Origin of the sequence: Streptomyces sp. NBC_01478 (genome assembly GCF_036227225.1) — a bacterium.
Lineage (GTDB): Bacteria > Actinomycetota > Actinomycetes > Streptomycetales > Streptomycetaceae > Streptomyces.
On record NZ_CP109444.1, the window covers coordinates 727,358 to 749,583 of the forward strand.

Consider the following 22,226-nt stretch of genomic DNA (forward strand, 5'->3'; position numbering starts at 1 on the left):
TCGTCGCGTTCAGGACCCGGTCGGGCCAGGATCACAGGGGTTCGTAACCGCTGTACGAGTCGTCCTCGCAGGCGGGGTCCGCCGTCGTGTCGTCGGCGGGTACACCCGGTGCGGCGGGCGTCGGTTCAGGGGGTGTCGGTTCGGGGGGTGTGCTGCTCATCCGACGGATGGACGCCTCTCCGGTCATGTCCAGGTGCAGGCCGCCCTGCGGACCCTGCGCGCACTGAGTATCGACGGATGCCGGGTCGCTTCGCGATGGGGCGGATGACCTAAAGATCGGAGCCGGCGCCGGTGGTGTCGCCTTCCGTCGGGGTGATTCCGGCCTGTGTCAGGCTGACCGCGAGTGCGGTACGCGAGGTCACTCCGTATTTGCGCATCGCGGAGTTCAGTTGCGCGGCAATGGTCTTCGGGGAACGCGAAAGTGCGCGTGCGATGGCCGGGTTGGTCAGACCGGTGAGCATCAACCGGACCACTTCCAGCTCGCGCGGGGACAGTTGGTCGCCGTAGCCGCGCCGCCCACCGCGCCACACCTCTCGTACCGGCGCCCCGGCCGCACGGCGCGCGACGTGCACCCGGTCGGCGTCCTTCCGGGCGCCCAGAGCCGTGAATCCGGCCTGCGCGCGGGCGAGTTCGGCCAGTCCGGTATCCCTGTCCCCCGCCAACAGCAGGGAGCAGGCCCGGCGTTCGGCCGCGAGCAGTGCCTCGTACGGTCGGGGCAGGCGCTGCCAGGCGGTGACGGCCCGGCCGAACGCTGCGGCTGCCTCGGCGTTGCGGCCCTCTCCTTCCGCCAGCACTCCGCGGCATGTCTCCAGGGCCGCGTCCGCTGCCGGCAGGTTCCTGCCAGCGAGCCCTTCGGCCAGGTCCGCGACGAACTGCCGTGCCTGGTCCGGCCGTCCGACCGCGAGCAGAGCGCCGGTCCGCACCGGTGCGAACTCGGTGGCCCACAGCCAGATGTTCTTGCGGGCCACGACGGCGGCCGGTCCCTCCGTCAGCTCCAGCGCCTCGGCGGCCGAGCCCTCGGCGAGCCGGATCCGCGCCAGGGCTGCCGAAGGCTCCAGCGGCAGATCCACGATGCCCCGCCGCAGCCCCGCGTCGAGCACCTGGCGCAGCCGCTCCTCGACGGTCCCGGTTCCACCCTCGGCCACCGCCGCCGGGCCGGGATCCGCTCCACTGCCGCCGGTCGCCCGGTCCAGCAGGGCCGTGACCAGCAGGGCGTCCAACTGGACCACGGGTTCCTCGTCCACCCCTGCCAGGGCGGCGGCTCGCTCGGCCAGTCCGTCCCAGGCGCCGGTGAACCAGTCCAGGTGCACCAGCGTCACCCGGATCATGTCCTGGAGCCGCTGGTACCGGTGTTCTTCGGCCCTGGCCAGCCCGGTCGTCAGCAGCGCTCTGGCCTCGTCGTAGCGGCCCCAACGCATGGCCGAGTTGCCGATGTTGAGTCCGCCGCGGGCCATCTGCATCATCCCTTCCGGGGTCGTCGAGGTGTCGGGCAGTTCCGCGGCCACGGCCCAGCCGGCCTCATCTCCCATGTCCAGCAAGGAAGTTGCCCGGTCCACCATCAGGGCCTGCCGCTGGTCCGCCGTCATCGGCAGCCGGGCCGCGTCGGCCGCCCGGTCCAGCCAACGGCGGTGCTCTCCGGCGGACATCAGGGTGCTCGGCGGGCTGCCGAGCGTGTTCATCGCCCAGGCGGCCTGGAACGGATTGCCGGCCAGATCCGGCAGCGCCTTCTCCAACTCCGCTGCTGCGGCGGCGTACTCGGCCGCGTGCAGCAGCATCCTCCCCAGTTGGGTCCGGACGGCCGCGCGGTCGTGCGGAGAGAGTGCCTCCCCCTCCAGCACCCTGCGCAGCGCGCGGGTCAGGTCGCCCCGGCTGACAAGCCCGGTGAAGGCCATGACCGGCATCTTCTGTGCCCACCGGGCCATCGAGGCGGCGGGCGGATCGCTCCCGGTGAGCAACTCGTGCAGCAGTCCGACGGCGGTGCGATGGTCCCCGGAGGCCAGCGCGAGGTCGGCGGTCCGTTCCGCGTACTCGCGCCACTGCCCGGTGTCCCCCGCCTCCCGGTAGTGGTGGGCGAGCCGGGCCACCGGCTGCGGCGTCATGGCCCGCAGCGAGCGGCCCGCTCCAAGGTGCAGGGCCCGGCGATCCGGCGCGGGCGTCATGTCGTAGACCGCGCGGGCCGCCAGCGCGTGCCGGAAACTGACCCGGCCGGCCCGGTCCTCGCCGAGCAGTCCACTGCGTACGGCGGCGTCGACGGCCCCTCCGGCAACGTTGTCCAGGAGCCCGCTCACCGTAGCGAGGACGGCCGGGCCGACCGGTTCGGCCAGCACGGAGGCGGCCTGCAACACCCGTTGGGCGATCGGGGTGAGATGCGAGACACGCTCGGCGACGGCGTCCCGGATCGTGGGCGGCACAGCGATGTCCGCCAGCGTCCTGCGCACCCACTCGCCGTCGCGCCGGACCAGATCGGCCCGGTCGCGCAGCAGCCGGACGGACTCCTCGATCGCCAGCGGCACACCGTCGGTCCGCTCCTGGAGGAACGACGCGAAAGCCTCGGAGACATGTTCCCCGTCGAGCATCGACGACATCAACTCGGCGGTCTGCGGCACGTCCAGCGCGCCCAGGTGTATCCGTACGTGTCCGGCGCCGAACTGAGGCCGGGAGGTCAGCCTCATCAGCGCGGACTCCGGCGCCACGTCCTCGGGACGGTAGGTCAGCACCAGGCTCATCCGGCGGGAACGGCGGGAGGCGAGGAACAGCAGGAAGTCCAGAGTGGCCTCGTCGGCCCAGTGGACGTCCTCCAGGACCAGCACGCCGACTCCCATGGCGTCCAGCAGCTCGGCCAGCGCGCGGAAGAGCCGGTGCCGGGCGGCGCCCGCGTCCGACAGCGCCTCGGGGGCCGGCGGCAGATCCTGCCCCCACTCGGGGAACAGCGGCCGCAGCACCCCGGCGAGGGAGGTGAGGGTCAACTCGCCCACATCGGGCCGGGCTTCGCGGGCGGCATCGACGACCGGGCCCAGGGTGAGTGCCTCCCGGAACGGCGGGCATGCGGCGGCCAGCGGCCGTCGGGCAGCGATACCGGGCTCGTCCAGCGCCTCCTGAACGAGCCGGCTCTTGCCGATACCGGCCTCGCCCTCGACGAGAACCGTGGCCGGCGGCCGGGCCAAGGCGTCCGTCAGCCGGTGCAGTTCGACCGCCCGGCCGACGAAGCGCGGAACACTGACGCCGGGCAGCACACGTGGAATGCCGCCGTCCGCAGAGCGCTCCATCCGACCGCCTTCCCCCGCCGCCCCGAGTGTGTGCGACCCGGGCGCCGACCACGTGTGCGAGTCTCGACACCGCAGCATGCCACGATGCCCAAACCAACGGCGCCCGGGTATGCCACAACTGCAGCCTCCCCAAGCACTTCTGACCCTGCGTCAATATTGACCGTGCCGGCCGGGACGCCCCCGCCCCGCCGACCCCGACCAGGTCGGCGTCCTCCGCCGGGGACCGGGTCAGCCGCGTCGGCGCTTCGCCCGCGCCTCGTCCTCCATGAGGTCGTACGTCACCGCCGAGACGGGCGCGGTGAGCATGCCGACCCAGCCGTCGATGTAGTTGTTGAGCTGCGCGTCGCTGATCGGGTGCCGGTTGCGCGCGTGGTCGCCCAGGAGGTTGAGCACGCTGTTGTAGAGCTGCACCTCGCGGCCACGCCGTACCCGGTCGGGCAGCGCGCCGAGCAGTTCGGGCACCAACTCCTGGAGTACGTCGGTCGCGTCCTCCATCTGCCGCGGCCAGTACTCCGCGTCGGCGGTCGCGGGCGCCAGTCTGGCCAGGAACGGTACGAACATCTCGCCGGCCTCGATGCTCTCGATCAGCGGACGCACGACCAGCCACACCGCCGCGAGGGGGTCCTCGGCCACACCGTCGGCGCGGGCTTCCTCCAGGAGTACGGCCCGGCGCGCGTCGATGGTGCGGTAGCGGAAGGCGATCAGGTCCCGGACCAGGCCCGCCTTGGAGCCGAAGTGGTACGTGATGACCGACGAGTTCGACTGCCCCGCCTCCGTCTGGATCTCCCGCAGCGTCACGCCCTCGACCCCGCGTGCGGCGAAGAGCCGCTCGGCGGTCGTCATCAGCAGGTCACGGGTCGCCTCCCCCGTGGTGTGCCGGCGTCTGCGGCCCGCGGCCTTCTCGTCCACTGCCATGGCCTCATGTTCATGGATGTGGTGTGGCACGCGCAACGTCAAAACTAATGGAGATGCATTAGAAAGTATGGACAGGGGGCCCGGTCGATGGAACAGTTCGATGCGAAGACCTGCCGACGCAGGCCTCACCCCTCCCTACTTCCGGAGGACTTCACACGATGCCGAAGATCTGGACCAACTCCGGCGACTCCCATTTCCTCGAACCGGGCGATCTCTGGGAGTCACGATTGCCCAAGCGGCTGGCCGACCTCACCCCCACGTCGGAGAAGGACCCGGACGGGGAGTACGAGACGGTTCATGTCGACGGCCAGTCGTTCCGTCGGAAACTGCCGACGTCGGTGGCCAGGGAGTTCCTGGAGGAGAGCCGCAAGGCACAAGGCATCCGCGACGCACGGGCGCGGCTGCGTGATCTGGACCAGGAGGGCGTCTGGGGCGAGGTGATCTTCCCGTCGCTGGGCATGTGGTCCTCGACCTTCCGGACGCCCGAGCTGCTCACGGCGTGCATGCGGGCGAGCAACGAGTGGGCGCTGGAGGAGATCGCCGCGGTCTCCGACCGTTACGTCGTGACCGCCCAGGTGTCCACGCTGGTGGTCGAGGACGCGATCGAGGAACTGGAGTGGGCCGCCGGACAGGGCTTCAAGGCCGTGTTCCTGCCCACCACCCCGCACCCCAGCGCACCGGACTGGCACCGATCGGACTGGGAGCCGTTCTGGACCGCCGCCGAACGCGCCCGCATGGTCCTCGCCTTCCACATCGGCACCGACCCGGTGGACATGACGACCGGCGGCGCGGGCCTGGTCCACCGCGGCCCCGGCGGCGCGGTCATGAACTACACGGAGACGACGTTCTCCGGTCAGCGCGCCGCGATGAAGCTGGTGGCCTCCGGTGCCCTCGACCGGCACCCGGAGTTGAAGGTGCTGATCTCCGAAGGCGGCGCCACCTGGATCCCGTTCCTGGGCGACCGCATGCGGGAGGGCTACCGCCAGCACCACATGGCGGTGCGCCCCACACTCGAACGGGACCCGAAGGAAACCCTGATGACCCAGGTGTACGCCTCCTTCCAGCACGACGAGACGGCGGTCGCCGCGTTCGACGCGATGGGCTACCGGAACGTCATGTTCGGCTCCGACTACCCGCACATGGAAGGCACCTTCGGGCACACGCAGGACACCCTGAAGACGCTGTTCGACGGCGTCTCGGACGCGACCCGGCTGCGCATCACCCAGGGCGCGTTCTTCGAACTCTTCCCCGAGGTACCGCCGGTCCCCACGAGCGGGGTCTGAGCCGATGCCGCAGGACTCGGGACTGCGCGACGTGGCGATCGTCGGCGTCGGCGCCACGCCCTACTACCGGCGGGGCGAGTCCGCCCACAAGAGCATCACGCACCTCGCCGGCGAGGCCATCCTCGCCGCCTGCGCCGACGCCGGACTCTCCGTCGAGGAGATCGACGGCTTCGCCTACTACTCGGGCGCCGGAGCCGGCTACGGCGACAAGATGGAGTCCGTCGACTTCATGGAGACCCTCGGCATCCCCGAGATCCGTTTCTCCGCGTCGCTCACGAACGGGGGCGGCGGCTCGGCGGGCGCGATCGGCCTCGCCCGCGCGGGGATCGTCGCCGGTGACGCCTCGGTCGTCGTCACGGTCATGGCCCTGCAACAGCAGCGCCAACGCCTCGGCACGGTGATCGCGGCCAAGCCGGTGACCCCGATCAGCTCCTTCCTCCAGCCGTCCGGACTGGCCGGCCCGGGCCATCTGATGTCGGTCCTGGCCCGCCGTCACATGCACCGATTCGGCACCACCCGGAACGCGTTCGCCGAGATCGCCGTCTCCACCCGGCAGAACGCCCTCAACCGCCCCAAGGCGATCAAGAAGACGCCCCTCACCCGCGAGGAGTACTTCGCCGGACGGATGATCGCCGAACCGCTCTGCGTCTACGACTTCTGCCTGGAGACGGAGGGAGCGGTCGCCGTGATCACCACCTCGGCCGAACGCGCCCGCGACCTGCGCCAGAAGCCGGTCCCCGTGGTGGCCGTCGCCCACGGCGGCACCCGGGACTGGGGCCGCGCCTTCTCCTGGTACGGCATGCCGGACGAGACCTTCACCTCGTCGGGACACAGACCGATCGCCGGACACCTCTTCAAGCAGGCCGGCATCACACCGCAGGACATCGATGTGGCCCTGATCTACGACCACTTCACCCCGATGGTGCTCATGCAACTGGAGGACTACGGCTTCTGCGCCAAGGGCGACGGCGGCCCCTTCGTCGAGAGCGGCGCGATCCGCTACTCCCGCCGCAGGAAACCGGGGACCGTCGCGGTGAACCCGCACGGCGGGCAGCTCTCGGAGGCGTACGTCATCGGGATGACCCAGATCGTCGAGGGCGTCGAGCAGATGCGCGGCACCGCGATCAACCAGGTCGACGACGCCGAATTCGCCCTGTGCACGGGCGGTCCGGCGAGCCTGCCGGTCAGCGGCCTGATCCTGGGACGCGACCGGTGACCGGGGCGCGTATCGCGACGGCGTTGCCGTCGGACGTCGTACGGATCGCGACGGACCACGTCACCGAGCCGTTCTGGCAGGCCGCGAAGGAACGGCGGCTGGTGGCACCGCGGTGCGGCGACTGCGGAACCTTCCGGCTGCCGCCCACCCCGTTCTGCCCCGAGTGCCGGTCCACCGCCGTCGACTGGCCCCAACTGTCCGGCCGGGCAACGGTCTACAGCTTCGCCGTGGTGCACGGCTACCCCGGGCTGCCGGATCTGACCCTGGTCCCCGCGGTCGTGGAACTGCCGGACGCGCCCGGCGCGAGGCTGGTCACCAACGTGGTCGGGGTCGAACCGGCCGACGTACGGATCGGGTTGGCGCTGACCGTCGACTTCCATCCCATCACCGACGGGTGGCTGCTGCCCGTGTTCCGCGTGGCCGCCGAGGAGGTGTGAGGCATGGGCGACGACCACGAGAGCGCGCTGGAGGAGAAGCCGCTCGAATTCCTGGCGAGCGTGGCGAACAGCGGCGGTTCCTGCGACGGCCAGGCCGTCGTCCCCGACGGCGATCGCTATCGGTGCTGGTGTTCGTGCGGCGCCTGGAACGTCGAGGCACCAACTCAGGCCGAGGGGCTGCGACTTGCCCGCCTCCACACATCCACGGCGGGGGCGCGGCCATGGGCGTGATCCTCTTCGTCCGGCACGGCAAGGCATCGCTGGGCGCGGCCGACTACGACGTGCTCTCCGACACCGGCCGGCTCCAGTCCGAGCTGCTCGGGACGGAGCTCTCCCGACGCGATGTCACCGCGACCCGGATCCTGACCGGCCGTCTCAACCGCCAGCAACAGACGGCCCGTTGCACACGTCTCGCGTCGAAGTGGTCGACGTCGGTGGAAGTCGACGAGGCGTGGAACGAGTTCGACCACGAGTTCACGGAGCCGTTCCCCGCGTTCACGAAACGGGTCGACGACGCATCGCGCACGCTGGCCGCCGAGGTGGGCTCGGGGGAGACCGTTGTCGTCTTCACCAGCGCGGGGGTGATCGGGTGGGTCGCCGCGTCGCTGCTGGGCGGCGGCGAGCCGCAATGGTCCGCGCTGCACCGCGTGGCGGTCAACAGCGGGGTCACGAAAGTCGTCGTGGGCAGCCGGGGCAGCACGCTCGTCACCTTCAACGAGCACTCCCACCTGCCCCCTCAACTCGTCACCTACCGATAGGGGCTGACATGGAGTCAGGCAGGAAGGTCGCCTTCATCACCGGTGTCGCCCGCGGTCAGGGCCGCGCGCACGCGGTGCGACTCGCCTCCCGGGGCATGGACATCATCGGTCTGGACATATGCGAGGACATCGGGTCGATGGACTACCCGAACGCCACCGAGGACGACCTCCGGGCGACGGTCAAGGCCGTCGAGGAGGCGGGCGGGTCGATCGTCGCCGAGAAGGGCGACGTGCGCAGCTACGACGATCTGCGCCGGGTCCTGGACCACGGCGTCGAACGCTTCGGCCGGGTCGACGTGCTGCTCGCGAACGCGGGCATCATCCGGCTCTCCCCCGGCGGCGACCGCGACCGCACCTGGACCGACATCATCGACGTGAACCTGACGGGCGTGTGGCGCACGATCGAGGTGGTGCTGCCGGCGATCCGCGCCGGTGAGCGCGGCGGGTCGATCGTCATCACGAGTTCGGTGGCCGGGCTCAAGGGCGGCGCGAACGACAAGGCGGGCGGCCAGGCCTACACGGCGGCGAAACGGGGCCTGGTCGGCCTGATGCAGGTGCTCGCCAACGAGTACGCGGGCGAGCGCATCCGGGTCAACACCATCCATCCCACAGGGGTGTTGTCGGGCATGACGCAGAACCCGGTCATGGAGGAACTCCACGCGCAGGCCGCCAGGGGCGAGAAGAACCCGATCAGCCAGATGCGGAACGCCCTCCCGATCGACATCCTCCGGGCCGAGGACATCGCCAACGCCGTCGCATGGCTGGTGTCCGACGAAGCCGCCTACATCACCGGCGTCCAACTGCCCCTCGACGCGGGCTTCGCCGTCCGCTGAGCCACGCGCTGCCGCACCCGCAGACCAAGAACTCCCCAGGAGACACCACCCATGCCCGTGACCGCACCGCACGTCCGACTCCGCTACGGCGACAAGGTTCTCGACTCCGGGTCCGGCGGTGTCTTCGAGCATCGCAACCCCTACACGGGCGAGATCCAGGCGGCGATCCCGTTGGCCGGCGCCGCCGAGATCGACGAGGCCGTCGAACTGGCCGCCGCGCAGGCCGAGTCATGGCGCCGCTGGACGCCGGAGGCGCGGCGCGACGTCCTGACGCGGTTCGCCGGGCTGCTGGGCGAACACCGTCAGGAGTTCGTCGACCTCCAGGCGCTCGACGGCGGCACCCCGACCCACTTCGGCGAACGGATCGTCGACAACTCGATCAACTGGACCCGCTACTACGCCGGCTGGTGCGACAAACTCTCCGGCGAGCTGATCTCGACCCTCGACACGCGCGGCTACTTCTCCTACACGGCACCCGAGCCGTACGGCGTCGTGGGCATCATCGTCACCTGGAACGGCCCCGTGGTGTCGCTGGGCATGAAGGTGATCCCGGCGCTGGCGGCCGGGAACTGCGTGGTGGTCAAGCCCTCGGAGTTCACGCCCTTCGCACCGGATCTGTACGCCCGGCTCCTGCGCGAGGCGGGCGTACCGGACGGCGTGTGCAGCATCCTCAGCGGTGGCGCGGAGGCCGGGGAGGCCCTGGTGCGCCACCCGAAGGTGGAGAAGGTGAGCTTCACCGGCGGCCCCGTCGCGGCCCGCCGGATCATGCACGCCTGTGCGGAGCAACTCAAGCCCGCCGTACTGGAGTTGGGCGGCAAGACGGGCAGCATCGTCTTCCCGGACGCCGGTGGCCTCGACGCGGTGGCGAACCGCGCCGTACGGGACAGCATCGGGGTGCTGGCCGGGCAGGGCTGCGTGGTGCCGACCCGGCTGATCGTGCATGAGGACATCTACGACGAGGTGGTGGAGCGGGTCACCGAGGTGGCCGCGACCTACCGGATGGGGGATCCGTTCGATCCCGGGGTCAAGGTGGGTCCGCTCATCAACGCCGCCGCGGTCGAGCGGGTCTGCGGGATGCTCGACCGTGCCAGGCGGGACAAGGCCGGGCGGATCACCCTCGGCGGCAACCGGGCCGGTGGTGACCTCGCCGGCAAGAACTTCGTCGAGCCCACGATCATCGTCGACGTGGACCCGGACCACGAGATCGCCCAGACGGAGGTCTTCGGCCCCGTGCTGCTGGTGTTCAGGTTCGCGACCGAGGACGAGGCGGTCGCCCTGGCCAACAGCACGCCGTACGGCCTCGGCGCCAACATCCAGTCCACGGACCTCGCCCGCGTCCACCGTGTCGCCGAGCGCCTGAGGGCCGGCGGCGTCTACGTCAACGGAGCCCGGCAGAACCTCCCGCACACCCCCTTCGGCGGCCTCGGCCTCAGCGGCTACGGCAAGGAAGGCGGCCGGGCGGGCATCGACGAGTTCCTGCGCTACAAGACCGTGTCGATCGTCCCGCCGGAGTGAGGGCGTGCACCTCACGGTGCCCGGACCTAGGCGTGGGAGAGGACCCCGCGAGCGCGGTGGCCGTTGAGCACGGCCGTGACCACTTCGGTGCGGGACCGCAGCCCGGTGCGGGCGAACAGCCGGGACAGCCGGTTGGCGACCGCGTCCTCGGTGAGCCGTAGCACCATGGCGATCTGACGGTTCGTCAACCCTTCGGCGATCAGGGTCGCGAGCAGCAACTCGCTCTCGACGGTGGCCTGTTTGCGGCCGGGGACGGTGATCCCGGCCGCACGCATGGCGGTGCGGGTGTGGAAGCGGTCCAGTGCGGCGCCGCACCGCCCGAACAGTTCGTACGCCTCGCGCAGCAGCGTGGGTGGGCCCGCGCCCGCGTCGGCCGCGGCGACGAGGGTCACCGCGGTCTCGTACGGCTGGCTGCGCGCGCGGGCCAGTTCCACGGCCTCCCGGAGCCGCTCCCCGGCGATGGCGGGACTGTCCTGCCGCAGGACCCGGGCCGATGCGAGCAGGTGGCACAGCCGGGTCCTTCCGGTGCCCATCTGCTCGGAGATGTGTTCCAGGCGGTCCAGGCAGGCCGTCGCCTCCGCCGTGCGTCCCGCCTCCGTGAGCAACTCCGCCAGGGCGGCCCAGAGTTCGTCGGTGCCGGCGACCTGGCCGTGGGCGCCCGCCGCGTCCAGGCCGCGCCGCAGCGACCGCTCGGCACCGGCCGGATCGCCGAGGATCCGCAGCACCGCCGCCTGGACCGCGTCCAGGGAGTGCTCCGGCGGGCCCTCCTCCGGGGCGCGCACGCTGTCGATCACACGGCGGGCGCTCGTGACGCGGCCCCGGGCGAGGAGGATCGCGGCGGTCCGTGCGGGAATCAGGTACTTGTCGATCGCGGGCGTATGGAACTGGTTGTTGGCCAGCATCCAGCGGCTCGGCTCCAGTGCCTCGTCCCACTCGCCCCGGAGCTGGTGCCGGAGGAACAGGCCGGACCGGGGCAGCACCTCGGGAGCCAGGCCCTGTGCGGCCAGAAGGGCTTCACCGGCGTGCAGGTCACCGCCGTTGAGGAGTTCGTCGAACTTGGTGACGGTGAGGGTGTACGCGTGGTCGGGACCGATGTGGGGCGCTTCCGGGACGGCCAGTGAGCGTCTGAAGCCTTCCGGCCGGCCCAGGGCGAGTTCGGCCGCGTCGCGGAAGCAGGCGGGGTTGGCGCGGGCGCGGATCCCGGTGGTCCAGACGGGTTCCGTGCGGGCCAGGAGGTCCAGCGCTTCACGCCAGCGCGCCAGGAGGCACAGGGCCAGTGCGCGGCCGGTCGTGGTGGCCAGGACGGGGAGCGCCAGTTCGTCCCACCATTGCTCGGTGGCCAGTCGGGACAGTGTCCGCCAGTCCAGGTCGTCGGCCGTCGCCGCCGTCAACAGGGTTGCGGTCTCCTGCAGTTGCAGTGGGCCGACGAGGTCCGGGCGGTTGCGCAGGATCGACTCGGCGATGGTCCGGGCGGACCAGAAGTCCCCCGCGAAGTAGGCGGCGACGGCGTACCGCTGAAGGGCCGGGACCCGGTCGGCGGGGCGCTCGACGAGGTGGCCGGCCGCCTGGCACCACCGGAGCATGCCCCGGCCCTCGGCGTCGGGATGCAGGCGTTCCGCGGCGGCCGTCAACTCGGCTGCCGCGCGGGCCCGTTCGACGAGCGTCCCCGCCTCCGCGATCCGGTCCGCCAGGTAGGCCACCGCGTCCGCCGCGTCGAGCCCGACCGTCGTCGGTGGTCTCGCCCCGGACGCGGTGCCCGCCGCGTCCGCGTCCGACCACAGTGTCTCCACCGCCGTGGCGGACAGCCGACTGCGCTCCAGCGGCCCGAGCCGCTCCCGCAGCGCGTGTGCCACCAGCGGAACCGCGAACGTCCACCCTTGCGCGCCGCCGTCCAGACCGGGCAGTTCCTCGACGATCTCCGCGCCGATCAACGCTCCTATGGCGTCCCGGACTTGACCGGCCGCCAGCCCGGCCGACCCCGCGATCAGCGCTACGGCCCGTACGCCGAGCGGCCACAGGATGCTGAGCGCTCCGGCCACCGTGCGGCACGGCTCGCCCAGCGCGTCCAGCGCCCGCAGGAACCGGTCGCCGTCCCGCAGCACGGGCGTCGGCGTGCGCACTCCGACGAAGGCGTGGCCGTCCGCCACCCTGATCGCCCCCTGCCGACCCCACTCGGTGAGCAGAGTGTCGACCGCCCCGGGCAGACCGCGCGTGAGGTGCCGCACCCGCCGGGCCAGACCGGTGTCGGGGACCGCTCCCAGCCGCCCCGTCACCACGGCGCTGGTCCCGTCCGGGGTGAGCCGGGACAGCGCGACGGTGTGGGCTCCCTCAACGCCCGCCAGTCGCAGCGGAGTTCCGTCCCCGCGCCCCACGGCGGAGGCCAACAGGCGGACACCGGACGGCACCTCCGCGAGGTCGGTCCCGGCGAGCAGGGCCAGCGAGTCGGCGTCGGCGTGATGGAGGTCGTCCAGCACGACGACCACCCCGGCGGGCCGCGCCAGGGCGGCGCGCAGCAGCGCGGCCATCACCGTCCCGTCACCCCGCCCGGCCGCCCGCAGCGCCTCCGCGGGCCGGCGCTCCTCCACCGCCATGACGAGCCGCAGCGCCAGCAGGAACGGCCGGGCGCCGTCACCGGGAACGCAGCTCACGGCGCGCACCAACGCCCCTTCCGTACGCAGCCGTTCGGCGACCGCCCGCACGAACACGCTCCGCCCGGCGCCCCGTTCACCCCGGACCAGCACCAGGCGCGGCCCGCCCGTGTCCGTCAACAGACCGTGAACCACGTCCAACTCCCGCTCGCGGCCCACCAGACGGCCGGTCGCGGGGCCCGTGCCCGCGGCCGTACCGCCACGCACCGACCACGGGTTCTCGGACGGAACGGTCATGGTCCACCGCTCTCTCTTCGACGACATGGGCCGGGTGGGCAAGGACAAGCCCGGAGACCTCCGGTCGGCCGTATGTTCGGAAACCGGCCCCGCATCCACATTATGATCACATTCACACGGCCGTCTCCGTCGGACGGCCGGCTCCGCACGCACCGGCCACCAACTCACCTGCCCCTGTTGGCCGTTCACCCGTGGAGCACCGAACCCGGAAGGGGTGGACGTGCGGGAAGGAGACCCTGTCATCGGCAGGGACGCCGAACTCCGGGATGTGACACGGACCCTGCTGTCCACCGGCGCCTCGGCCCGTACCCTGCTGCTCGTCGGGGGCCCGGGCACGGGCAAGACCGCCCTGCTGGAACAGGCCCGCCGGGCGGCGGCCGGGGAAGGCGCCCCTGTCCTGCGGCTGCGCTGTCACGACGCCGGGAGCGCACCCGGTGCGGCCGCCCTGGCCGACGGCGTGCACTCGGTGCTGGCCAAGTTCCACGACCGTCGCAGCCCGGTCCGGGTCGGCGCAGTCCGCCGGATCCGGCTGCAATCCACCGGCCGGGACGGCGAGTTGGCGCTGCTGTCCGTACTGGGCGAGATCCTCACGGACGCGGCGGCCCGCATCCCCTTCGCGGTGGTGGTCGACGACGTCGAACGGATGCCGGGCCCGACGGCGTCCGCCCTCGGCCTGCTGCTGCGCGTCTTCCGCCCGGCCGGGGTGCCGATGGTGATGGCCGGCCGGCCGGTCCGCCCCGGAGCCGACGGCGCCGCGCCGCTGACGGCGGCGGCCGACCGGCTGCTCGAACTGCCGCCGCTGCGGCCCGCCGACCTCGAAGCCCTCGTCGTACGGCGGCTCGGGCGGCCCGTCGAACCGGCGCTCGTGACAGCGGTACTGGCCGCGCTGGGCCCGCTGGCGGGCACCCCCGCGGCCGTACTGTCGATGCTGGACGCGATGGACGAGCACGGCGACCTCCTGGAACTCGACGGGCAGGTGTGCCTGACCGAGCCGGAGCGAGCACTGCGGTTCACCACCGGCACAACGGAGTTGAGCCGGCTCTGCTGGCCCGGTGCCCCGCCGGACGCCGACAGTCTGGACGACGCGGCGGCGGTGGCGCGCGCCGTCGAGCACGCCGAGGTCCGGCTGGACGACCTGCTCCGGCTGAAGCCGGGGGGTCCGCGCCGGGCCGGCCTTGTCGACCGGGCGGTCACCCCGCTGGTCAGGGACGGGATTCTGACCGTGGACAGGGACGGCCGGATGGCGTTCGCCGTGCCGGCGCTCGGGGCGGCGCTGCGCGCACTGCCCACCCACCATGACGTGTCGTCGCTGCACGCCCTGATCACCCGGTCGTTGACCGATCGGCTGGGCGCGGAGACGGCGGGCAGTTGCTTTCCGCGGCTTGCCGAACACGTGGCCGCCGCCGGGGGCGAGCTGGACGATGTCCTCGCGGTGGACGTGCTGCTCGCGGCGGCCCGTGCGGACGCAAGGGCGGACTGGCCCCGGTCGGTCCGCGCCTACGCGTCGGCACTGCGGCGCCTGGAGCCGGGCGACCGGCGGACGGCCGGTGTCCTGCGCGAGTCCGCCGAACTGAGCCTGCGCCACGCCGACCACACCGGTGCGCTGGCCCTGGGCGAACCGCTGCTCGCCCACCTCACCTCGACACCGGCGCAGGAGCGGGACCGGGACGCGGTGGACTACGTAGCCGAAGTGTGGACTCTGGCGGCTCTGCACGAACACCGGTTGCCGCAGGACATCCCTGACGTCGATGCCGGGGGTCCGATGCCCGCCGTGGCCGAACTCGCCGTGCTGGTCGGTCCGTTCGGGCTCGGCCCGGTGCCGCCCCGGCCGGGAAGCGAGACCCACCCGCCGTCAACCACCGGTCAGCGGACGGGATCCGGCCCCCTGCCGTCCGTACCGGAACTACGGCTGCTGGCCGCCGCGGCGGGGAGTCGCGCCGAGCTGTCGGACGCTCTGCGCACCCTGCCGGCCGGGGCGGACCGCACACCGGACCTGGACCGGCTGCGGACCGCGGCCGTCCACGCGGACCTCGCCGGCGCCCTGACCGCCGTGCTCGGCGACCGGTACACGGGGGCGGGAAACAGCACCGCCGCCTGGTACCACGCCATGGTCCGCGACTATCTCGAAGGGGACTGGGACCAGGCACTGGTGTCCGCCCGTCGGATCGAGGCGCGCGGCCGGACCCGGGGTACGACGGCGGGCGCCGCACAGCCCGCCCGGGCGCTCGCGGCCGAGATCCATTGCGCGCGTGGGGAGTTGGGGCTCGCCCAGGACTGGCTCGCGTTGATTCCGGAGGCCGTGTCGCATCCGCTGGTCGCGTGGGCCGGGCTGGGCGTGCGGTACTGGTCGGGCCGGCGGGAGGAGGCGCTGGCGGGGGCGCTGAGAGACGTACGACGGGCTCGTGAGCTGGGTCTGCACTCGGGCACGGAGAAGGTGCTGTTGCGGTACGTCTCGTTGGCCCTGGTGGCAGGTCTGCCGCAGGTCATGCCGGCGGCGCTGGCCGAACTGGAGGCGCTGCACGAGGTGGTGGGCTCTCCCATGACGCGGGAGGCGATGCTCTTCGGGCGCGGTCTGGTGCACGGCGACGCGGACAGCGCGCTGGCCGCGCTCCGGTCGGTACGGCGCCGGGGCGATGCCTACCTGAGTCTGCTGTGCTGCCTGTGCCTGATGGAGATCGGCGACGAGTCCGAGCCGTGGCTGGCGGAGGCGTCGCGGATCGCGCAGTCGCTGGGGATCGGGCGTGCCACCCGTACGACGCTCGGTCACATGACGCGGCGCCGGAGCTTCGGACTGCCGAGGACGCGTGCGGCCGGGGACGAGTTCGGCGAGGAGGACGTCCGGCTGACCGCGATGGTCAGCGACGGGGCGACGAACCGGCAGATCGCGGCGCGGCTCGCGTGGAGCGAGAAGACCGTGGAGCGGCGGCTCAGCCGGCTCTTCCGGCGCACCGGGTGCCGCTCCCGGGTGGAACTGGCCGCGGCCTGGCTGGACGGCAGCCTCGCCCGCCGCGCCCTGGCGCCGGACGGCGCGCCGCCCAGGGCCGGCGGTCCCGTGCCGGGCCCGGGCGGAGCGAGGCGGCCGTAACTGCGGACCACCGGCCCAAGGGCGTTGCCCGCCAGGTCAGTTGAGGTGGGCGACGTGCGTGTCGACGGGTACACCGAGTCGGCCGGTGAGCAAGGAGCCGTCGGGCTTCGCCTGGAGGTTCCATTCCAGGGCGGGGATGTAGCCGAGCACCAGCAGCGCGTCGGTCCCGCGCAACGGGGTTTCGCCCCAGCGCTCGTTGCGGTACTGCGCCGCGGTCACCACGAAGAGCCGGCGGGCATGGGTTCGGACGTCCGCCGCGCCACGGTCCCGGCCCATGTGCAGGGTCTGCAGGGCCGACGCTCCCCCGCCCTGTCCGGGCGACGTGTTCTCCCCTACGGCCAGCGCGTCGCCCCGGGTGGCCGCGGTGTGCAGGCGGGCCGATCGCGCGCCCAGCCCGTCGGTCACCGAGGGAGAGGCCGCCGAGCCCACCAGGACGACCGTGGCGTGGGTCCCGACCGGCCCGGAGACCACTTCGGAGATGAGCGCCTGGGCCAGCAGCAGGACATCGTTGTCGTCCCCGGTGAGGGCGATCGGCCCACTCAGCCGCGAGAGATCGACCAGCATGCGCTCGCCCCGGTGGAGGCCGAGGGTGACGGTCAGGGAGTACGGATGCGTGGCCCCGTCACCCCCGTTGCCGCCTCGCCGCAGCTTCGCCGTGTCCACGGACCACTCCTTCCCGGAGACGTCCGCCGTCCAGGGCGCCGGCGCGTGCGTGTCCGCCTCGGCGAGCCGCAACGTCAGTCGCTGCCCCGAGTGGACGACCACGTGTACGTCCGGCAGCGGGCGTCCGCCCTGCGGGCGTCCCGCGGCCACGGCCCGCAGGCCCAGCGCGACTGTCTCGAGCGCCCTGCGGTTTGCGCCCGACAGCGCCGAACGGGACTGCGTGGAAGGGGAGTTGCGCCGCAGCCGGATCACTGCGGCCCCGAGCAGTAACAGGCCGAGCCCCACGCACAGGGCAATGGACGCGATCATGCGGCCACCTTTGTTGCTAGAAGTTGTCAGAGACAGTCACCGGCCATGGGGACGCGGGCCGTCGGCGCGGAACGGCGACGGCGAAGCGAACCGGTGGACGAAGGGCGTCAGCACGCGCTTCCTACGGCATCGTCGCGTGCCCGCTGTCTCCGGCGAAAGGCGAAACCGCCAACCTTGCCGCTCCGTACAGGAGTTGACGGGATCTTCCCGGCCGAGGCCGTCATCAGGTGGCGGACCGGGGTCAGGACACCTCGGCGACTCGCGCCAGGTTTCCCTCTGCTCGCGGGCGCGGGGCCGGTGGCGCGAATCCGGGGTCCTGGCCGGTGACACCATCGTCCTCCCGAACCTCATGGACGATCTCAGTTGCGAGTTGGGGGGCACATGCCTCAGCGAGTACTCGGCGACAGCCTGCGGGTGGCGATCCACGCGCCCGCTCCCCTGATCCGCGCCGGACTGGCCGGTTTCGTCGCCATGGAGCCGCGGCTGCGCGAGGTGCCGCCGGACCGGATCCGGGACGCCGACGCGATCGTGGTCGCCGTGGACGTGGCGGACGCCTCCGTCCTGGACCTGCTCCCCCGCCTGAGCGACGACCCGCGCGCCCGCTTCCTGGTGGTCGTGAGCAAGCGCTGGCAGGCCGATGTACCGACGGCCCGGCACCGGGGTGTCCGCGCCGTCGTGTGGTGGGACTTCTGCAGCCCGGACGTCTTCGTCCGCACGGTCCGCGCCGTGGCGGGCGAGGACGGGACCAAGCCTTCCGCGCGTCGGCAACAGACCGTCGACCGGGCGGCACTGAGTTCGCGCGAGGTGGCCGTACTGCGCCTGATCGCCGAGGGCAGACAGTGCGAGGAGATCGCGACGGAACTCGCCTATTCCGAGCGTACGGTGAGATACATCCTCTACGGCGCGATGAAGCGCCTGCGGGCACGCAACCGCGCCCACGCCGTCTCGTACGCCATCCGGGCCGGACTGATCTGATTCGCCGTAACATCGGCTTGCGGCACGGGAGTTGACGGAGGAGACACCGGTGAACCTGGGCAGCCACCTCACACAATGCCTGCTGAGTCTTCCTCCACCGCTCACCCGCGATCTGGTCGTCGAGCACGATCTACGGGTGCCGATGCGCGACGGGACGGTCCTGCTGGCCGACCGCTGGAGGCCGAGGTCCGGCGGGGACGGCCTGCCGACCGTGCTCCTGCGGATCCCCTACGGCAGGGCGGGCATGGCCGTGGTGCCGATGGTCCGGCCGTTGGCCGAGCGCGGATTCCAGGTGCTGATCCAGAGCACGCGCGGGACGTTCGGCTCCGGCGGCGTCTTCGACCCCATGCGGCACGAGCGGGAGGACGGGCTGGACACCCTGGACTGGGTGATCGCGCAGCCCTGGTTCGGCGAGGCGATGGTGCTGTACGGCATGAGCTACCTCGGCTTCGTGCAGTGGGCCGTCGCCGATCAACTGCCGCCGCAGGTCAAGGCGATGATCCCCGCGGTGTCCGAATCGGCCCTCTCCCTGGAGTTCCTCCGCGCGGACGGGTTCTCGCTGGAGACGCCGTTCGGCTGGGGTGTCATGGTCGCCGGCCAGGAACGCCGGTGGGCCGTTCCGCGCCAACTGCTGGGCGCGCGGCGGGTACGTCGGGCCATGTCCGAACTACCGCTGAACCAGGCCGACTTCGCCGCCCTCGGCCACCGCTCCGACTACATCCAGGACGTCCTCGCCCACGACGCCGGTACGCCGCGCTGGGCGGAGCTCGACCACCGCCATCGGGTGGCCGACATCGCCGTACCGGTGAGTTCGGTCGGTGGCTGGTACGACATCTTCCTGCCGGGTCAACTCCGCGACCACCAGGCCCTGGTGGCGGCCGGGCGGCAGGCCCGGATCACGGTCGGACCGTGGTCGCACACCTCCCGGGGTGTGGGCGTCACGGCGGCCGGCGAGGCGCTCGGCTTCGGTCTGGCCCTCGCGCGCGGCGAGCGGCCGCCGGAGCGTGCCCCGGTCCGGCTGTTCGTCATGGGCGAGGAGACCTGGCGCGACTTCCCGTCCTGGCCGCCGCCCGACTGTGCACCGCGGCGCTTCCATCTCCACCCGGACGGCGTCCTGTCCACCGACACGGCGGGCGAGTCCGCGCCGGACCGCTACCGCTACGACCCGGCCGACCCGACCCCGGCCGTCGGCGGCGTGCGTCTGGCCCTCGGAGTGAGGGGCGGCCGCGTGGACAACTCCGGGCTCGAAGCCCGGCCGGACGTGCTGACCTACACAACTGCCGTACTGGAAACGGACGTCGAGGTCATCGGCGAGGTGAGCGCCGAGATCTGGTTCCGCTCCGACCTGCCGCACGCGGATGTGTTCGTCCGGCTGTGCGACGTGGACGCCAAGGGCCGCTCGACGAACGTGTGCGACGGCCTGGTCGGTCTGACCGGCGCCGACCGGACGTCCCGCGCGACGGTGCGGCTGTGGCCGACGGCACATCGCTTCCGGCTCGGTCACCGCATCCGCGTCCAGGTGTCCAGCGGCGCGTTCCCGCGCTACAACCGCAATCCGGGCACCGGCGAACCCAGGGCGACGGCCACGACTCTGCGCGCCGGTAACCAGGAGGTGTTCCACGACGCCGAACACCCGTCCGCGATACTTCTGCCGGTCTGTCCGGCAACACAGAAAAGCGACTTGGCCGGGCGAGGCCTCGAACATGGACTAGACATTAGTGGACTAGACAATTAATGCCGCTTCAACCGCCGCGCGAAGTCCCGGAATACGGCACCCCGAGACCCGGCCGGTCTCGGCGCGCATATTGCCCCGCCGAAACCGGACCGACATCGACTAGGCAATTGTCATATGCCCAGGCATATTTATACCTCCAGGGTGGCCTCAAGGCGCTTGAGGTTATGCCTCGCCAGCGCCAGATTGCTGCGCTCCCGGTCCAGCGCCAGATACAGGAAGAGCGAGCCGCGCGTGCTCGCCAGCGGCCTGATCAGGTGGTACTGCTTGCCGAGGGTGATCAGGATGTCCTCGATCCGGTCGTCCACGTTGATGGACTTCAGCGTGCGCTGCTTCGCCCGCACGACCTCGGTGTTGCCCGCCCCCGCGACCTCCAGGTCCAGATGCGGGCCGCCGCCCAGCGCCCCCAGCGTCATGCCGCTCTCGTAGTCGACCAGGGACACCCCCAGGGCCCCGTCGATAGTCATCGCTTCCTTGAGCGTCGCCTCAATGTTCATGTGGTGTTGCCTCGTTCCCCTCACGACCCGGCAAGATTCGGTATCTCGCCACGAAAACGGTCTCAATGCGAACCGTGCGGGTAACAGACAACACCATCTTTGGTCAGAGTTGCGATAGTTGGCAAATAAAGTAGTCTGCTCGCCGGAGTGACTGAAGGGGGGACCTTTGTCATCGCTCGACGCCGCACTCGGCCGCGCCCTGACCACGCCCGGTATCAGCGGAGCCGCCGTGCTCGATGCCGTCACCGGCCTTTCCTATGCGGAGTCCGGTGATGTGAGCGGCAGTCAGGACTCCGGCGAAATAGCGGAGTTGGCCCATACCCGCCTTACTCGGGCAGGCGCGGCAGGGGAGTTGGAGAGCGTCATCGTGACCACCTCCACCCGGCATCTCGTGACGATCCGACTCCCGCGGCAGGGCGATCCCTTGCTGCTGTGCGCGACCGTCGACCGCGACCTCACCAACCTCACCTGGGCGCTGCGCGAACTGAACCGGCACGCCGACGAGTTGCTGGCATGACGGAGGGCACCGAGGAACCGCTCGCCGACTCCCGCAACGTTCCCGCCCTGTTGGCCACGCTCCGGAACCGCCGGCGCTCGTGCACCGTGGTCGTCACCGGCACCCCGGGCGGCTCGATCCATGTGCGGGACGGACTTGTGGTGGCCATGGAGACCCCGGGCGCCCCGGGCATCGAGGGGCTGCTGCTCAGGTCGGGCCGGATCGACGAGCAGGCGTGGTCGGCGGTCCGCGCCTCCGACACCAGCCATGAACGCCTCGCCGCCGAACTCGTGGACCGCGGGCTCGTCGGCGCCGGCGAGCTGGAGGTCATCAGCCTGAGCGCGCTCTTCGACGCCGCCTTCGCGCTCTCCCTCGCCGTACCCGACGGTTGGGAGGTGACCGACCCCGTGCCGACGCTGTACCGCAATGCCGGTGTCACCCCCGAGCGGCTCCTCGGCGAGGTGTCCCGGCGCATCGACCTGCTGGCCGGGGAGCCCGGTTCGGCCGCCGCCCTCGCCCGCACCCGGATGCAGCCGGCGACCACCGCGCCCCTCCCCGGAACCGTCGGCGGACTTCCCGCCCGGCACCAGGACGTCCTGGCCACCGCGGACGGCCGGAGAACGGCGAGGGACATCGCCTTCGCCCTCGGCCGCGGTCTCTTCGCCGTCATGCTCGACCTACGACACCTGCTGGACCGCGGTCTCGTCCGGCCGTACGCACCCTCGACGGACCGGCGGCCGAGCACGGCACCGCGTATCGCACCCTCCGTGGTGGCGCCCGCCGCGCTCGACCCCGCATCGCTCCCGCGTCGCCTTCCCGGCCGGAACTCCGCGCCGGCTCACCGGCCCCACGACTGAACCGCCCTGCCCCGGCCGCGCCCCCACCGCGCTCCTCTGCTGCCTCGTTGTCCCACCGCCTGCACGCCAACAGGAAGAAGACGCCATGAGCGACCCCGTGACCGACCTCCTCATCGCCCTGCGGGACAACGTAATGGGAGTCACCGAAACCACGCTGGCCACCAGTGACGGGCTCGTCGTGGCGAGCGACACGACCAAGACCCATCCCGAGTCGATGGCCGCGGTGGCGGCGGCGACCCTCGCGCTCGGCCACCGGCTCGCCGACCAGGGCGGCACCGGGCACCTCCGTGAGATCAGCGCGCGGTGCAGCACGGGCCATGTCATCGTGACGGCCGTCGGGGACCGGGCTCTGCTCGCCGTGGTCGCGGACGACGGCCTGGACCAGGCGGCGTTCCGCCGTGAGATCCCGGCCGTCACGGAGCGCCTGCGCCGGCATCTCGACGAGGACGTGTAGCCGGCCCCACCGACCGCTGCCGCGACGGCCCGAGCAGGGACGGGCGGCAT

The 22,226-nt window shown here is 72.0% G+C and carries 19 protein-coding genes; 13 read left to right on the plus strand and 6 right to left on the minus strand.

All coding sequences use genetic code 11. The features are described 5' to 3' along the window. Positions 1–31 precede the first annotated feature (31 nt). The 3 genes from OG223_RS03215 to OG223_RS03225 form a co-directional block, all read right to left on the minus strand. Positions 32–160, minus strand: coding sequence for a hypothetical protein (locus OG223_RS03215; protein WP_329241981.1), 129 nt, complete (start codon positions 158–160; stop codon positions 32–34). Positions 161–269: 109 nt separating this feature from the next. Further along, positions 270–3,266: a helix-turn-helix transcriptional regulator gene (locus OG223_RS03220; RefSeq protein WP_329241984.1), complete on the minus strand. Its 2,997-nt coding sequence runs from the start codon at positions 3,264–3,266 to the stop codon at positions 270–272. Between the two features lie 228 nt (positions 3,267–3,494). Next, entirely contained in the window at positions 3,495–4,181 is a 687-nt protein-coding gene (locus OG223_RS03225; protein ID WP_329241987.1) for a TetR/AcrR family transcriptional regulator, read from the minus strand. Positions 4,182–4,339: 158 nt separating this feature from the next. Here OG223_RS03225 and OG223_RS03230 point away from each other — a divergent pair, with 158 nt between their 5' ends. From OG223_RS03230 to OG223_RS03260, 7 genes are read left to right on the plus strand one after another with little or no spacing between them, the layout of a single operon-like run. After that, positions 4,340–5,464: an amidohydrolase family protein gene (locus OG223_RS03230; protein ID WP_329241989.1), complete on the plus strand. Its 1,125-nt coding sequence runs from the start codon at positions 4,340–4,342 to the stop codon at positions 5,462–5,464. A 4-nt stretch (positions 5,465–5,468) separates the two neighbouring features. After that, complete coding sequence (locus tag OG223_RS03235) at positions 5,469–6,680, plus strand: thiolase C-terminal domain-containing protein (protein WP_329241992.1); 1,212 nt, start codon at positions 5,469–5,471, stop codon at positions 6,678–6,680. Further along, entirely contained in the window at positions 6,677–7,117 is a 441-nt protein-coding gene (locus tag OG223_RS03240; protein ID WP_329241995.1) for a Zn-ribbon domain-containing OB-fold protein, read from the plus strand. The genes OG223_RS03235 and OG223_RS03240 overlap by 4 nt, the downstream gene beginning before the upstream one ends. Before the next feature lie 3 nt (positions 7,118–7,120). After that, a complete protein-coding gene (locus OG223_RS03245; RefSeq protein WP_329241998.1) occupies positions 7,121–7,348 on the plus strand; it encodes a hypothetical protein in 228 nt (75 codons plus the stop codon). Then, positions 7,339–7,875, plus strand: a complete 537-nt coding sequence (locus tag OG223_RS03250) for a histidine phosphatase family protein (protein ID WP_329242000.1) — start codon at positions 7,339–7,341, stop codon at positions 7,873–7,875. Before OG223_RS03245 ends, OG223_RS03250 begins: the two co-directional genes overlap by 10 nt. A gap of 8 nt (positions 7,876–7,883) precedes the next feature. Next, on the plus strand, positions 7,884–8,708 hold the full coding sequence (locus OG223_RS03255; RefSeq protein ID WP_329242003.1) for a mycofactocin-coupled SDR family oxidoreductase: 825 nt from the start codon (positions 7,884–7,886) through the stop codon (positions 8,706–8,708). Between the two features lie 51 nt (positions 8,709–8,759). Further along, entirely contained in the window at positions 8,760–10,223 is a 1,464-nt protein-coding gene (locus tag OG223_RS03260; protein ID WP_329242006.1) for an aldehyde dehydrogenase family protein, read from the plus strand. A gap of 26 nt (positions 10,224–10,249) precedes the next feature. On the opposite strand, the gene OG223_RS03265 is transcribed toward OG223_RS03260, so the two are convergent. Then, a complete protein-coding gene (locus tag OG223_RS03265) occupies positions 10,250–13,108 on the minus strand; it encodes an AAA family ATPase (protein ID WP_329242009.1) in 2,859 nt (952 codons plus the stop codon). A 220-nt stretch (positions 13,109–13,328) separates the two neighbouring features. Between OG223_RS03265 and OG223_RS03270 the strand changes: the two genes are divergently transcribed. Further along, entirely contained in the window at positions 13,329–16,193 is a 2,865-nt protein-coding gene (locus OG223_RS03270) for a helix-turn-helix transcriptional regulator (RefSeq protein ID WP_329242012.1), read from the plus strand. A 36-nt stretch (positions 16,194–16,229) separates the two neighbouring features. Here OG223_RS03270 and OG223_RS03275 read toward each other — a convergent pair whose 3' ends face one another. Continuing rightward, positions 16,230–17,165 carry a hypothetical protein gene (locus OG223_RS03275; RefSeq protein ID WP_329242014.1) on the minus strand — a complete coding sequence of 312 codons (936 nt, stop codon included), beginning with the start codon at positions 17,163–17,165 and terminating at the stop codon, positions 16,230–16,232. A 381-nt stretch (positions 17,166–17,546) separates the two neighbouring features. Here OG223_RS03275 and OG223_RS03280 point away from each other — a divergent pair, with 381 nt between their 5' ends. Further along, positions 17,547–18,140: a helix-turn-helix transcriptional regulator gene (locus OG223_RS03280; RefSeq protein ID WP_329242017.1), complete on the plus strand. Its 594-nt coding sequence runs from the start codon at positions 17,547–17,549 to the stop codon at positions 18,138–18,140. Positions 18,141–18,189: 49 nt separating this feature from the next. Next, positions 18,190–19,875 carry a CocE/NonD family hydrolase gene (locus OG223_RS03285; RefSeq protein ID WP_329242020.1) on the plus strand — a complete coding sequence of 562 codons (1,686 nt, stop codon included), beginning with the start codon at positions 18,190–18,192 and terminating at the stop codon, positions 19,873–19,875. 128 nt (positions 19,876–20,003) lie between these two features. On the opposite strand, the gene OG223_RS03290 is transcribed toward OG223_RS03285, so the two are convergent. Continuing rightward, complete coding sequence (locus OG223_RS03290; RefSeq protein ID WP_329242022.1) at positions 20,004–20,369, minus strand: hypothetical protein; 366 nt, start codon at positions 20,367–20,369, stop codon at positions 20,004–20,006. Between the two features lie 166 nt (positions 20,370–20,535). On the opposite strand from OG223_RS03290, the gene OG223_RS03295 reads away from it, so the two are divergent. The 3 genes from OG223_RS03295 (at position 20,536) to OG223_RS03305 (ending at position 22,176) form a co-directional block, all read left to right on the plus strand. Further along, positions 20,536–20,886 (plus strand): hypothetical protein, encoded by a 351-nt coding sequence (locus OG223_RS03295; RefSeq protein WP_329242024.1) that lies wholly within the window; start codon positions 20,536–20,538, stop codon positions 20,884–20,886. Further along, positions 20,883–21,722 (plus strand): DUF4388 domain-containing protein, encoded by an 840-nt coding sequence (locus OG223_RS03300; protein ID WP_329242028.1) that lies wholly within the window; start codon positions 20,883–20,885, stop codon positions 21,720–21,722. Before OG223_RS03295 ends, OG223_RS03300 begins: the two co-directional genes overlap by 4 nt. An 85-nt stretch (positions 21,723–21,807) precedes the next feature. Next, positions 21,808–22,176 (plus strand): roadblock/LC7 domain-containing protein, encoded by a 369-nt coding sequence (locus OG223_RS03305; RefSeq protein ID WP_329242031.1) that lies wholly within the window; start codon positions 21,808–21,810, stop codon positions 22,174–22,176. Positions 22,177–22,226 lie beyond the last annotated feature (50 nt).

Bases quoted from the DNA above. Each gene is read 5' to 3' on its own strand.
- OG223_RS03215 (WP_329241981.1), bottom strand. From the start codon at position 160: ATGAGCAGCACACCCCCCGAACCGACACCCCCTGAACCGACGCCCGCC.
- OG223_RS03220 (WP_329241984.1), bottom strand. From the start codon at position 3,266: ATGGAGCGCTCTGCGGACGGCGGCATTCCACGTGTGCTGCCCGGCGTC.
- OG223_RS03225 (WP_329241987.1), bottom strand. From the start codon at position 4,181: ATGGCAGTGGACGAGAAGGCCGCGGGCCGCAGACGCCGGCACACCACG.
- OG223_RS03230 (WP_329241989.1), top strand. From the start codon at position 4,340: ATGCCGAAGATCTGGACCAACTCCGGCGACTCCCATTTCCTCGAACCG.
- OG223_RS03235 (WP_329241992.1), top strand. From the start codon at position 5,469: ATGCCGCAGGACTCGGGACTGCGCGACGTGGCGATCGTCGGCGTCGGC.
- OG223_RS03245 (WP_329241998.1), top strand. From the start codon at position 7,121: ATGGGCGACGACCACGAGAGCGCGCTGGAGGAGAAGCCGCTCGAATTC.
- OG223_RS03250 (WP_329242000.1), top strand. From the start codon at position 7,339: ATGGGCGTGATCCTCTTCGTCCGGCACGGCAAGGCATCGCTGGGCGCG.
- OG223_RS03255 (WP_329242003.1), top strand. From the start codon at position 7,884: ATGGAGTCAGGCAGGAAGGTCGCCTTCATCACCGGTGTCGCCCGCGGT.
- OG223_RS03260 (WP_329242006.1), top strand. From the start codon at position 8,760: ATGCCCGTGACCGCACCGCACGTCCGACTCCGCTACGGCGACAAGGTT.
- OG223_RS03265 (WP_329242009.1), bottom strand. From the start codon at position 13,108: ATGACCGTTCCGTCCGAGAACCCGTGGTCGGTGCGTGGCGGTACGGCC.
- OG223_RS03275 (WP_329242014.1), bottom strand. From the start codon at position 17,165: ATGATCGCGTCCATTGCCCTGTGCGTGGGGCTCGGCCTGTTACTGCTC.
- OG223_RS03280 (WP_329242017.1), top strand. From the start codon at position 17,547: ATGCCTCAGCGAGTACTCGGCGACAGCCTGCGGGTGGCGATCCACGCG.
- OG223_RS03290 (WP_329242022.1), bottom strand. From the start codon at position 20,369: ATGAACATTGAGGCGACGCTCAAGGAAGCGATGACTATCGACGGGGCC.
- OG223_RS03300 (WP_329242028.1), top strand. From the start codon at position 20,883: ATGACGGAGGGCACCGAGGAACCGCTCGCCGACTCCCGCAACGTTCCC.
- OG223_RS03305 (WP_329242031.1), top strand. From the start codon at position 21,808: ATGAGCGACCCCGTGACCGACCTCCTCATCGCCCTGCGGGACAACGTA.